This is a genomic window from Dellaglioa sp. L3N, from assembly GCF_054941095.1.
The window spans coordinates 552,719-565,436 of sequence record NZ_CM142928.1; the positions used below are offsets into that span (position 1 = coordinate 552,719).

A 12,718-nucleotide genomic window follows, 5' to 3' on the forward strand; every position below is an offset into this window, starting at 1 on the left:
GAGGGGTATAGATGAAAGTTGCTATTTTTGAAAATGATGGGAAAAAATCGCAAACGGTTGGGCAAGAGCTTTACCAAAAACTAACAGATGCACACGTGCCAATCGATAATGATAATCCTGATATTGTGATAACAGTTGGTGGAGATGGGACGCTCCTGTCCGCCTTCAGACATTACCAACAAAATCTTGAAAATATCAGATTTGTGGGTGTACATACAGGCCATCTAGGCTTTTATACAGATTGGCGAGATGATGAAATTGATGATTTAGTTATTAGTTTACAATCAGATAATAAACAAGCCATTAGTTATCCACTGTTAGATGTTAAAGTGGACTATTTTGATGCGCAATCAGAAAAATTTCTGGCTTTGAACGAATCCACATTAAAGCGGATTAATAATACGATGGTAACGGACGTCTATATTGGTGGCCAGTTATTTGAAAAATTCCGTGGAGATGGCTTATGTATCTCGACACCAACTGGGTCAACGGCTTACAATAAATCGGTTGGTGGAGCGGTGATTCACCCAAGACTAGAATCTCTTCAAATGGCAGAAATTGCTTCTATCAATAACCGCGTGTTCAGAACGCTGAGTTCCCCCGTTATTGTGGCATCAAATGATTGGATTACCCTTAAACCAACTCAAAGTAGTGACTTTGTTTTCAGTATTGACCAAGAAATTTATCATAATAGACAAATTAAGGCAATTAAATATAAAATAGCCAAGGAACGAATCTATTTTGCTAAATACCGACACAATGATTTTTGGAAACGTGTGAACGAAGCATTCATTGGCAGTGATTATGCAGATTGATTGGCAATACACGGGGACATCTCCACAAAAAGTCAAGACGTTTTTGAAAAGTGAAGGTGTGTCTAGACGTTTATTGGCGACGCTAAAATATCGTGGCGGCAAGCTGTTAGTTAACGATAATGAGCAGTGGGCAATCGATTTTATTCAGACAAATGATAAAGTCAGTATTGTGTTACCAGCTGAAAAAAATAAAAATGAATTGAAAAAATCATTTGTTCCAATTGATGTCGTATTTGAAGATCGCGATTTCTTGATTCTTAATAAACCAGCCCATGTCGCGTCAATTCCATCATTCTTACATTCAGAGGATACGTTGATTAATCGGGTTGCAGGTTATTATCAGAATCGACACCTAAATGAGTTTGTGCCACATATTGCGACGCGCCTTGATCGTGATACAAGTGGCTTGGTACTATTTGCGAAGCATCGATTTGCGCATGCTTTACTGGATCAGCAATTACAGAATCACCAAATTAAAAAGTTCTATACGGCATTTGTTGAAGGGCAATTAGAGTACAAGCATGGGATTATTGATGGGCCAATTCAACGTGATCCAGAGTCCTTTATTAAACGACAAGTTGGTCACGGGGAAGAGAGTCAAACGGCTTCGACTGAATACTGGTTGGAGAAGACTAATCAAACTATTGGACAATATAAAATCCAATTGCATACGGGAAGAACCCACCAAATTCGTGTTCATTTTGCGTCAGTAGGACACCCGTTAGTCGGCGATACCTTATATGGTGGGCATATTACTATGCCAATGCAACGACAAGCATTGCATTGTAGTGAAATTGAGTTTTATCATCCCTTTACGCATAAGCTGGTAAAGGTTCAGAGCTCACTCGCATTAGACATGCAAAAATTTATAAATAAAAAATAAACGAGGTATTCATTATGGTGGATACAGAAGCATATAACCAAATAAAAACTGAAGAAATTATTGAGTCACTTAAAAAAAATCAGCAATATAATTTTCGTAATGAATTTACAGATTTGCATGTTTATGAGCAAGCTGAAATTTTTACAATGCTTGATAAAGAGCAACGACAAAAAATCTATCATTATTTAACCCCTAAGGAATTAAGTGATACGTTTGATGCTATCGAAGATGACCCAGAAGAAGTTGTTAAATATTTCGATGAGATGCCCTTAAAATACGTGGCTGAGTTGCTAGATAATATGTATACCGATAATGAAGTCGATTTATTGGGGCAATTAGATAAGCATAAATTAGCTAGATATTTAGGCTTGATGGATAAAGATAAGGCTAATGAAATCAAAGGCTTACTGCATTATGAAGATAAGACAGCCGGGGCTATTATGTCGACTGATTTTGCGTCAATTGTGTCTAACCAAACGGTTAATTCGGCGATGCACGTTTTGAGAGAAGAAGCGAGCAAAGCGGAAACCATTTACTATGATTATGTGGTTAATGATGATCAACGATTGATGGGAATTGTGACCTTACGTAATTTATTGACGAGTGATGAAGATGCGTTAATTGGTGATATTATGACGACACCGGTTATGTCTGTTAAAGCAGATGACGATCAAGAGGATGTTGCCAAGATGATTCGTGATTATAACTTTTTGGCAATGCCAGTGACAAATTACGATGAGCAATTAATTGGGGTCATAACAGTTGATGATATTATTGATGTTATTGATGAAGAATCGGCTGAAGATTACTCTGGTTTGGCCGGTGTTGATACTGAAGAACAAACAGAAAACCCATTTAAAGCAGCGTCAAAACGGTTACCATGGTTGATAACGTTGTTATTCTTAGGGATGTCAACGGCAAGTTTGGTTAGTCATTTTGAAGGATTACTGAGCGAGGCAAGTATTTTAGCCGTTTTTATTTCATTAATCACAGGGACGGCCGGAAACGCCGGGACACAAAGTCTAGCTGTTGCCGTTCGTCGTTTGGCTGTGAAAGATGATGAAGAACAAAGTTTATTGCGACTTATTGTCAGTGAAGTTTTCACTGGACTAGTGATAGGTGTAGTGACAGGAATCGCGGTTACTTTAATTGTTGGTATTTGGAAAGGTAACTTTGTTTTGGGGATGGTAATTGGACTCGCTATGATGTGTGCAATTACCGTTGCTAATTTAGCAGGGAGCTTTATTCCGATTTTAATGGATAAAATTGGGGTTGATCCAGCTGTTGCGTCTGGCCCCTTTATCTCAACATTGAGTGATTTAACGTCTGTTCTGATTTATTTTAGTATTGCACAAGTCTTCTTAAAGTTTTTTATCGCCAGTTAATTAGGTATTAAAAAGGTTCCAGCAACTTCAAATTTGAAGTGTTGGAACCTTTTTAACATGCTATTTTAAAACAATTTTTGTACCGTGAAGTTCTTTAACATTTAATTTATCAGCAATTGCCTCAACATTATCAGTGGTAATACCACCACCTGGGATAATTTTAATGAGACCGTTTGACCAATCAATAATTTCTTGTAGATGAGGTAATGTTTCTTCAATGGGCTTATCAAGTGAGCCACCGTGAGTTAAGACACGATCAATATCATGTTCGGCTAACCAAGCTAATGCATTGAGTTGTGATTCATTTGGAATTTCATCGAAAGCCATGTGGAAGGTGATTTGCATCCCGCCACTTGCCGCAATTAAAAATTCCATTGCGTCGATATCTAATTGGTTATCGGGAGTTAATGCACCGAAGACAACACCATCAACGCCAAGTTGTTGTGCCTGAAATAAATCGGCTTCCATTATTTTCAACTCAGTGTCGTTGTAGACAAAATTGCCACCACGAGGACGAATCATTGCCATGACGGGTATTTGATTATCCTGAGCATAGTGCATTGCCTCTGACATAACCCCTTTACTGACGGTTGTACCACCAACAGCAAGATTATCACAAAGCTCAAAGCGGTTAGCTCCGGCAGCAAATTGTTTTGGAATATCGGTAAAATTTTCAACTGCAACTTCTTTAATTAACAAATTTAATTTCTCCTAATTTTCAAAATAAACGCAAACTGATTCTGGAACGGCAATCTCTTTTTGAATTAAAGTTAACATACCAGATGCGGCATCACGTTCAAATAGAGTTGCATTATCAGTATTTTGGTTGGCAACAACCAAAAATTGTTCCGACTTGTTCAAACTGAAATCACGAGGGAAATCTCCTTCAGTTGAAATCAATTGGATAAGGGTCATTTTGCCATCATCGGCAAGTGAATAACAAGCAATTGAGTTGTTTCCACGATTAGATACATATAAGAAACGGCTATCTTTAGAAATACGGATAGCAGCAATGCCATTATGGGCATCCCAGTCAGCAGGGATAGAAGATAATGTTTGAATTTCTTTAAATGAGCCATCTTCTTGGTTGTAACTAAGTAATGAAACTTCACTTGAAAGTTCACCAGCTAAGTAGGCTAATTGACCATTTTTATGGAAAACAATATGACGAGAACCAAAACCAGGTTCTGAGCGATACTCTGCCACTTGTTTGATAGCACCATTATCTGTAACGTCAAAAGTTAACACTTGGTCAGTTCCAAGATCACAAACAACTAAACGATTATCTGGTGTTAAATCAGTGAAGTGAATGTGGGAACTTGTTTGTTCAGGTTTTGGACCATGACCTTCATTTGCCGTTTCACTAATGAGTGACAGTGAGCCATCAGCTTCAATTTTAGAAATTGAAATAAGGCCTTTATGGTAGTTTGAACTGTAAACTAATTGACGTGCATTATCAACAGCAACATAAGCAGGTGGGGCACCTTCAGCTGAAACGTCATTTAAAAAGACTGGTTCATCTGACGCAAGGTTAAAGGCAGAAAGACCACCTAAACCAGCTCTTTTTGAAACGGTGTATAAAGTGTTCTTATCAGATATTGTGAGATAAGTTGGATTATCAACTTTAATGTAAGGTGTCACGTTAGAAACTTGTTTTTCAACGGTATCTAATTGTGCACGGTAGATACCAGTACTTGTTTTTTTTGTATAGGTACCAAATAGAATTGATTCTTTCATAGTTACAAAAACCTCCTTATTATATTGTCAATATTATATCATATTTCTTTGTAAACGTTATTATTTATACGAGGGACTATGCTATAATTGTAGTTAACTAAAAGGGATAAGGAGACGATAGATTATGATTAAAGCAAGAATTGAAGAAATTGGAAAAGATGCCATCTCGAAGAAGGAACCTATTGTTATTCTTTTTAATCAGAGTGCAACAGATGATTTAAGACAAGTCTCCGTGATCCAATCGTTTGAAGTGGGTCAAGAAATGAGTTCGCCAAAAACGGGGGATGAGATGCAGATTGATGATCAGACTTACAAGATAGATTTTGCTGGAGAACTAGTTGATAGCAATTTTAAATCAGTTGGTCATGCCACATTATTCTTTATGGCTATTCCGGAACATCCACAACCTAACGGTATTTATTTAACACCGCACGTATTACCAGATTTTAAAGTTGGTAGTACAATCACATATAAATAAAGGAGTAGATTTGAATGCTCCCAAATGAAAATAACAAATCGACCGCACAACACTCATGGTTTTGGAAATGGGTTGTCAATAATAAGACGGTTAGTGTTCTATCAATTATTTTATTAAGTTTGTTGATTATCTTTATGTTGGCAAAGGTCGCTTGGATTTTTGCGCCGGTTGGTGAGTTACTAAGTATTGTCGGTTTTCCAATTGTGTTAGCCGGTGTCTTATACTATTTGCTTTCACCGCTAATTGATTTTTGTGAAGCACATTTTAAAATGAATCGGAGTTTGCTGATTACGCTCATTTTTCTAGTCATGGCTGGACTTTTGGCATGGGGGATTGTGGTTTTAATCCCAGCTGTTCAGACGCAAACAATGAGTATTATTAAAAATTGGCCAACTTATTGGTCAAATATTACTCATCAAACCAATACGATTATGTCGTCGTCTTTATTCGATACGATTAAAAATTCAATTGAAAAGATAAATGCAGATATTGTGGGAACCATTTCTAAAAAAGCCAGTTCAGTTGTTAGTTCAACTGTTGGTTCGTTAGGTAGTGTCGTTGGAACTGTGACAACGTTCATTATTGGATTGGTGACAGCACCTTTTATCTTGTTCTATTTATTAAAAGATGGTCATCAGTTGCCTGGTTATTTAGCGAAGTTTTTTCCAGTTAGGTATCGAAAAGCAACCATCGACTTATTAGATGAAATTAATTTACAAGTGAGTCAATATATCCGAGGTCAATTAACGGTTGCTTTCTTTGTAGCTGTGTTATTTGTAATTGGATTCTCAGTTGTTGGACTTAAATTTGCTTTAACGTTAGGTATTTTAGCGGGATTCTTAAATTTAATTCCTTATTTGGGTTCATTTTTAGCGATGGTCCCAGCACTTGTGATTGCTGCAGTAGTGTCACCGATTATGCTAGTGAAAGTTATTATTGTCTTTGCTATTGAGCAAACTATTGAGGCAAGATTAATTTCACCATTAATTTTGGGTAGTAGCTTGGCGATTCATCCTGTGACCATTTTAATTGTTCTATTGGGATCTGGACGTGTTTTTGGGTTAGTTGGGGTCATTTTTGGAATCCCCGGATATGCGATTCTTAAAGTTATTGTGACACGACTTTTTGCATCGTATAAAGAAAATTCTGGCTTATATGTTGAATCAGAATCTACAAAAACAAATGAAGATAAAGAAAAAAGTTAGACAAATTTTATTTTGTCTAACTTTTTTTGGTTTATAATGTGTCGCCATTAAAAATTGAATTTTTAACGATAACATAATCAACTTTTTCAAGAGCGGAAAGTTTGTTTCCACCGGCATAAGAAATTGAAGATTGTAAATCTTGTTGCATTTCGATTAAAGTTTCGTGGATATCACCTTTGAAAGGCACCAACATTTTTTTACCTTCAACGTTCGTGTGACTGCCTTTTTGGTATTCAGAAGCTGAACCAAAATAACTTTTGAATAAATGACCGTCTTTTTCAATTAACTCACCAGGACTTTGTTTGTGACCAGCGAAGAGTGAACCAATCATACACATTGAAGCACCGAATCTAACTGATTTAGCGATATCGCCATGTGTTCTTATCCCACCATCCGTGATAATGGGTTTACTGGCTGCCTTAGCACATAAGCGGAGAGCAGCTAATTGCCAACCCCCAGTACCAAAGCCAGTTTTAATTTTAGTAATGCAGACTTTTCCAGGTCCAATGCCGACTTTAGTGGCATCAGCACCGGCATTTTCAAGTTCTCTAACGCCTTCTGGTGTTCCGACGTTCCCAGCGATTAAGAATGATTCTGGTAGCCATTTTTTAATATGGTGGATTAAATCAATAACACTTTGTGCGTGACCATGTGCCACATCAATTGTAATATATTCTGGAATTAACTTAGCTTCAGCAAGTTCTTCAATCAATTGCCATTCTCTAGGTTTAACCCCGACACTGATAGAAGCAAATAAACCTTTTTCGTGCATTTTTTTAACAAAGGGTAGGCGACTGGCTTCATCGAAACGGTGCATGACGTAGAAGTAGTCATTTGCTGCTAACCATTCTGCCAATGGTTCATCAATAATGGTCTGCATATTTGCAGGTACAACAGGCAATTTAAAACGACGAGGGCCGAATTGGACAGACGTGTCGACCTCAGAACGGCTGTTAACGATACATTTATTAGGGACAAGCTGAATATCTTCATAATCAAAAACTGGCATAATGTCTCCTCATTTCTTATAAACACGAACTATTTTTTATATTTTTAAATTAATATCAGTAACCAAAGGATAATTTACGCTATTGAGGGACGTAAGTCAACCTATTTACGAAATTAATCGAAAATTAAATAAGAATACGTGAAATAATAGGTGGCGTGCTATAATTATTTTGGGAGTGATTATCATCGTAAAAAAAGAAAAAGTAAAAAAAACAAATGATGAACGTATTTTAGATCAACACCATATTGAATTTGAGAGTTATACTTTTGATTTCTTGGGTGGTCGACAAATGGATTCAAGTAAAGAAGCTAAAGAACTTGGCACCGATGAACGCAGTATTTTAAAAACAATTGTTTTACAAGGAAGTAAGGGCGACAAAGATTACGTGGTTGTCTGTTTACCGATTACGTTTGAGATTGATTTGAAATTGGTTGCGCGTGAATTGAATGAAAAGCAATTACACTTAGCGGACAATAAAAATCTAATTAATATTACGGGCTATGTCCATGGTGCGAATACCCCAATTGGCATTAATGTCCGAAAAGGATTTCCTATCTATTTTGATGAACGTATTCAGGAATTTGATAAAATATGGGTTTCAGCTGGTAAAGTCGGCCGGTCTGTTGGCGTAAAACGTGAAGAACTTGTGGCTTTAGTTAAAGGTCAGTACATTAATATTGAAAAATAAGTAGCTATTAAAACGATAAAAAGGAATAAGTGTATATTGAAAAAAATTGAGAAAAGTGCCGTTTTTTTAAAAAATAAAATCGCGTTGTTTAGATGTCCCGTTTGCTTACAACCTTATAACAAAGTAGAGGGACAGACGATGTTTTGTCCTGAAAATCACCAGATTGATCTATCAAAAAAAGGAACCCTTTTTTTCTTGAATCATGGGGTTAAAAGTGATTATGAATTAGATATGTGGTTAGCAAGACGACAGTTATTACAGGCTGGGTTATTTAGGCCAATCACTGACAAAATTCTTGAACAACTTTCTGATGAGAAAGAAACAATCATGGATGTAGGCTGTGGAGAGGGGACGCCACTTCACGATATTGAAGTGACCCGTCAAAATGCGGAAGATACTTACGTTGGATTTGATATTTCAAAAGATGCGATTAATTATGCCACGCAGCAAGAGACAGACGCTTTTTATTGCATTGCTGATTTGGCAAAATTACCATTTAATAATCAGTCATTTTCGACAATTATTGATATCTTTTCACCGTCTGCCTATGCGGAATTTGATCGTGTCTTGAAAGATGATGGACAATTATTAAAAATCATCCCAAATTCAAATTATTTAGTTGAGTTACGTGAACTTTTATATAACGAAGAAAGTCATAATAGAAGTTACAGTAACGAAAAAGTTTTGAATCTATTTAAAGAAAATTATCCTGATTCTGAACAAATCACAATTAGCTATCAATTTGATATTCCGGAAGGTTTATTTCCAGCTTTACTTGAAATGACGCCGTTACATTGGGGTGCTACATCAGATAATCAAGCTAAAGCAAAAGAAAATCCTTTGAAACAAATTACGGTTGATGTCACCTTATTGAAATATCGTAAAAAATAAGTCAGACTAGGTGTTGTAACGTAAAAAATGCTGTGTTATTATGAATATACGAATTCGGTTGTTTAGGAATTGTCGACGATGTTGTCAGTTCCTGGAAATTGGTCTTCATTAACGTATCTTTTCGCCGTGCCCACACCGAAATGATGCGTTTTTTTGTTGCCTAAAAATAATAAAACCTTTTGGAAGGATGTTAATTTTGACGAATCATATTGCGCTCTTTGAACCACTTATGCCTGCTAATACAGGAAATATTGCGAGAACTTGTGCTGGAACAGATACTGAACTACATTTAATTGAACCCCTAGGATTTTCAACTGACGACAAATATTTAAAACGTGCAGGCTTAGATTATTGGGATAAAGTGAAAATAACGTACCATAAAAACTTACAGGATTTTTTGGCATCTGTTCCAGATCAAAAACAACTTTTTTTGGTTTCTAAATTTGCGCCACAAACTTATTCACAAGTTGATTATTCTGATGTGAATAAAGATTACTACTTTTTATTTGGTAAAGAAACGACGGGACTACCCGAAAACTTTATGCGTCAAAACGAAGAAAAAGCTATTCGGATTCCACAAGATGATACACATATTCGTGCCTTAAACTTGTCTAATTCAGCTGCTATTGTGATTTATGAAACGTTGAGACAGCAAGATTTTCCAAACCTTGATAAGACACATACGTATGAAAATGATAAGTTGAAATAACTAGCTTGAGCATTTTATAGACTATAAATTCATAAATAAGCTATACTTAATTTTGGGTTAGAAAAAGGGCCAAAAGTTTATGCTAATAATGATTTTGTAAAAATGGGAGGGTGATTTAGTTTGTTTCAAGTAATAACAATGTTTGGATTCGATGAACCTTGGTGGTTTTTCGATGATTGGAAAACACATATTCAAAAGACCATTGATTTTGATTCAATGGATGATGCAGTTGCATTTTTTGAAAAGCAGTCGAGCACGTTTACAGATGAATTTAAGTATCAAAAAAGTAAACGTCACTATTTAACAGCTTTTTGGGATGATGAACAAAAAGATTTTTGTTCAGATTGTGGCGATGACTTGCAATTATATCAAGGGTTATTGTTAGTGAAAGATGGTAAAGAAATAGTTGCAGAAACAGAGAGTTAGTAACGCTTATGTTATTAGCTCTTTTTTTCTGTCAATGATTGAATGGTAACCACGTAGGCCAGCTAAGATATGGTATAATTGAGTATTCATTTTAACAGAAGGAGGAACTGTTTTGGCTCAAAAAAAGAAAACAAAAAAAAGAACAACCAAAAAAACAGTTCAATACAAATTTTCTAAAAATATAATTGGTGTCATATTTTTATTATTTGGGATTCTTGGCGTCCTAACGCTGGGATATTTGGGGAACTTATTCGCTAACGTCTTTCGCTTATTTGTTGGAAATACGTATCAATTTGCGTTATTAATTCTTGGTGTGTATGGCAGTTATTTAATGATTATGGGTAAAGAACCAAAATTTAAAAAACGAATTAGTTGGGGAGGCGTTGTGCTATACATTGGCGTCTTAGTCTTCTTTGAAGCCTGGTTTGTCGGCCATTCATCTGTACATAGTCAATTTATTCAATACACATGGCAGACGCTTGTGTCTGACTTTAAACAGTCCTCAGTTAATTCAACTGTTGGTGGCGGGATGATTGGGGCGAGTTTATACCAATTATCATACTTTTTAGTGTCACAAGCAGGAACCTATATTGTGAGCACACTTTTCATTTTAGCGGGCTTATTTATTATTTTTGATTTATCTTTTTCAGAAGTCATGTATACGGTACATCGTTACTTTAATGTCATTGTTGCATGGTCAAGAGAAGGCTTACGCCGGACTAAAGTGGCAATTGATAATTTTAAAGAAGAACGACAGGAAGAAAAAGAGAATCAGGTTGATGACAAACCAAAACCATTAGCTGATCAGGTACCTAAAGTTGAGAAAGTAAAAATTGAACCAGAAGTGACGATTGATCAACCGCCAATTATTACACAACAAGAACCAGATTCAGAAATAGTCGAATCTGATAATGAACCTTTGGTGTCTAACGGGATGGCTGATGATAATGAAGATTATCAGTTGCCACCAGTAACGTTATTGACCAAGATTCCAAAAGAAGACCAAAGTAGTGAATATAAAACAATTGAAAAAAACACCAAAATATTGAAACAAACGTTTGAAAGCTTCGGTGTTGACGTCGAGATTAAAAGTGTGAGTTTAGGGCCATCGGTTACCGAATACGAATTGCATCCGGCAATTGGTGTGAAAGTTAGCAAAATTGTCAATTTGGCGGATGATTTAGCCTTGGCACTTGCTGCTAAAGATATTCGAATTGAAGCCCCAATTCCTGGTAAAGCACTAATTGGGATTGAAGTCCCCAATACTAAAATTTCGATGGTGTCATTTAGGGATGTTGTTGAATCTCAACAAAAGAATCCCAAACCAGACAAAGTGCTTGAGGTTCCTTTAGGTCGGGATGTTTCAGGTCAATTAGTGACAGCAGACTTAACAACAATGCCCCATTTACTGATTGCTGGATCAACAGGGAGTGGTAAATCAGTCGCAATTAACGGGATTATCACGAGTTTATTAATGAACACGAAACCAAATCAGGTTAAGTTCATGTTGATTGATCCTAAAAAAGTTGAATTGGGTGTTTATAATGGTATTCCCCATTTATTAACGCCTGTTGTGACTAATCCTAAGAAAGCATCACGGGCTTTACATAAAGTTGTTTCTGAAATGGAAAGACGTTATGAGTTATTTGCGGATGCTAGTCAACGGAATATTTCAGGATATAATCAAATGATTATACAAGAAAATGAGCAGGACGGGCAGAAAAGGGCCACGTTACCTTATATTGTTGTTATTGTTGATGAATTGGCAGATTTGATGATGGTTGCTTCAAATGAAGTTGAAGATGCTATTATTCGTTTGGCGCAAATGGCTAGAGCTGCTGGCATTCATATGATTTTGGCAACACAACGGCCATCTGTTGATGTTATTACGGGATTAATTAAAGCGAATGTGCCATCACGAATGGCTTTTGCTGTTTCAAGTGGGATTGATTCGAGAACAATTATTGATAGTAATGGGGCTGAAAAACTCTTAGGACGTGGGGATATGCTGTTCTTACCAATGGGGATGAACAAACCTATCCGTGTACAAGATGCGTATATTTCAGATAAAGATGTTGAAAGTGTTATTTCATTCATTAAAGAACAACAAGACCCTCAATACGATGAAACAATGATTGTGACAGATGAAGAAACGGCCAGTTCAGGGGCATCTGCTGATTCAGAAGATGAATTATATGGTGATGCTGTTAAATTAGTCGCACATGAGCAATCTTGCAGTGTCTCTATGTTACAAAGACGATTTAGAATTGGCTATAATCGAGCCGCTAGAATTGTTGATGAGATGGAAGCTAAAGGAATTGTTGGACCACCAGAAGGAAGTAAGCCACGTAAAGTTTTAATAAACGAAGAAACTGATAGCCCAAATTAGGGTCATCAGTTTTTTTGCTTATTTTAGACAGCTTGTTACGAAATAATTAAATTTGTGTTTCATTAGTCTTTCAATTATTATAGTAGAAGAACGTCCGATTAAA

Annotated in this window: 13 protein-coding genes; 10 read left to right on the top strand and 3 right to left on the bottom strand. The window is 36.3% G+C overall.

The genetic code is table 11. The features are described 5' to 3' along the window. Positions 1-11 precede the first annotated feature (11 nt). Genes ACVPPR_RS02775 through mgtE form a run of 3 tightly spaced genes read left to right on the top strand, consistent with a single transcriptional unit; the run spans position 12 to position 3,083 of the window. Positions 12-815, top strand: coding sequence for an NAD kinase (locus tag ACVPPR_RS02775; RefSeq protein WP_462297131.1), 804 nt, complete (start codon positions 12-14; stop codon positions 813-815). Beyond that, positions 799-1,698: an RluA family pseudouridine synthase gene (locus ACVPPR_RS02780; RefSeq protein WP_462304791.1), complete on the top strand. Its 900-nt coding sequence runs from the start codon at positions 799-801 to the stop codon at positions 1,696-1,698. The genes ACVPPR_RS02775 and ACVPPR_RS02780 overlap by 17 nt, the downstream gene beginning before the upstream one ends. A 17-nt stretch (positions 1,699-1,715) precedes the next feature. After that, on the top strand, positions 1,716-3,083 hold the full coding sequence (gene mgtE, locus ACVPPR_RS02785) for a magnesium transporter (RefSeq protein ID WP_462297160.1): 1,368 nt from the start codon (positions 1,716-1,718) through the stop codon (positions 3,081-3,083). A gap of 60 nt (positions 3,084-3,143) precedes the next feature. Here the strand turns inward: mgtE and ACVPPR_RS02790 are convergent, their stop codons facing one another. After that, positions 3,144-3,782: a copper homeostasis protein CutC gene (locus tag ACVPPR_RS02790; RefSeq protein ID WP_462297130.1), complete on the bottom strand. Its 639-nt coding sequence runs from the start codon at positions 3,780-3,782 to the stop codon at positions 3,144-3,146. A 12-nt stretch (positions 3,783-3,794) separates the two neighbouring features. After that, positions 3,795-4,820, bottom strand: coding sequence for a lactonase family protein (locus ACVPPR_RS02795; RefSeq protein WP_462304588.1), 1,026 nt, complete (start codon positions 4,818-4,820; stop codon positions 3,795-3,797). Between the two features lie 124 nt (positions 4,821-4,944). Between ACVPPR_RS02795 and ACVPPR_RS02800 the strand changes: the two genes are divergently transcribed. After that, entirely contained in the window at positions 4,945-5,298 is a 354-nt protein-coding gene (locus tag ACVPPR_RS02800) for a PTS glucitol/sorbitol transporter subunit IIA (RefSeq protein ID WP_462304589.1), read from the top strand. Between the two features lie 14 nt (positions 5,299-5,312). Beyond that, positions 5,313-6,503 carry an AI-2E family transporter gene (locus ACVPPR_RS02805; RefSeq protein WP_462297127.1) on the top strand — a complete coding sequence of 397 codons (1,191 nt, stop codon included), beginning with the start codon at positions 5,313-5,315 and terminating at the stop codon, positions 6,501-6,503. 31 nt (positions 6,504-6,534) lie between these two features. On the opposite strand, the gene guaC is transcribed toward ACVPPR_RS02805, so the two are convergent. Next, positions 6,535-7,512 carry a GMP reductase gene (gene guaC / locus ACVPPR_RS02810; protein WP_462297126.1) on the bottom strand — a complete coding sequence of 326 codons (978 nt, stop codon included), beginning with the start codon at positions 7,510-7,512 and terminating at the stop codon, positions 6,535-6,537. 175 nt (positions 7,513-7,687) lie between these two features. Between guaC and ACVPPR_RS02815 the strand changes: the two genes are divergently transcribed. The 5 genes from ACVPPR_RS02815 (at position 7,688) to ACVPPR_RS02835 (ending at position 12,615) form a co-directional block, all read left to right on the top strand. After that, complete coding sequence (locus ACVPPR_RS02815) at positions 7,688-8,200, top strand: aminoacyl-tRNA deacylase (protein ID WP_462297158.1); 513 nt, start codon at positions 7,688-7,690, stop codon at positions 8,198-8,200. A gap of 36 nt (positions 8,201-8,236) precedes the next feature. Then, the gene (locus tag ACVPPR_RS02820; RefSeq protein ID WP_462304590.1) at positions 8,237-9,091 is read left to right on the top strand and encodes a methyltransferase domain-containing protein; all 855 of its coding nucleotides are present in this window, start codon (positions 8,237-8,239) and stop codon (positions 9,089-9,091) included. 196 nt (positions 9,092-9,287) lie between these two features. Beyond that, on the top strand, positions 9,288-9,800 hold the full coding sequence (gene trmL / locus ACVPPR_RS02825; protein ID WP_462297122.1) for a tRNA (uridine(34)/cytosine(34)/5-carboxymethylaminomethyluridine(34)-2'-O)-methyltransferase TrmL: 513 nt from the start codon (positions 9,288-9,290) through the stop codon (positions 9,798-9,800). A gap of 120 nt (positions 9,801-9,920) precedes the next feature. Beyond that, a complete protein-coding gene (locus tag ACVPPR_RS02830; RefSeq protein WP_462304591.1) occupies positions 9,921-10,226 on the top strand; it encodes a DUF1033 family protein in 306 nt (101 codons plus the stop codon). Between the two features lie 112 nt (positions 10,227-10,338). Next, positions 10,339-12,615, top strand: coding sequence for a DNA translocase FtsK (locus tag ACVPPR_RS02835; RefSeq protein WP_462297118.1), 2,277 nt, complete (start codon positions 10,339-10,341; stop codon positions 12,613-12,615). Positions 12,616-12,718: the final 103 nt, after the last annotated feature.

Excerpts from the sequence above, each read along its gene's own strand:
- ACVPPR_RS02800 (WP_462304589.1), top strand. The coding sequence starts at position 4,945 with ATGATTAAAGCAAGAATTGAAGAAATTGGAAAAGATGCCATCTCGAAG.
- guaC (WP_462297126.1), bottom strand. The coding sequence starts at position 7,512 with ATGCCAGTTTTTGATTATGAAGATATTCAGCTTGTCCCTAATAAATGT.
- ACVPPR_RS02795 (WP_462304588.1), bottom strand. The coding sequence starts at position 4,820 with ATGAAAGAATCAATTCTATTTGGTACCTATACAAAAAAAACAAGTACT.
- ACVPPR_RS02805 (WP_462297127.1), top strand. The coding sequence starts at position 5,313 with ATGCTCCCAAATGAAAATAACAAATCGACCGCACAACACTCATGGTTT.
- ACVPPR_RS02775 (WP_462297131.1), top strand. The coding sequence starts at position 12 with ATGAAAGTTGCTATTTTTGAAAATGATGGGAAAAAATCGCAAACGGTT.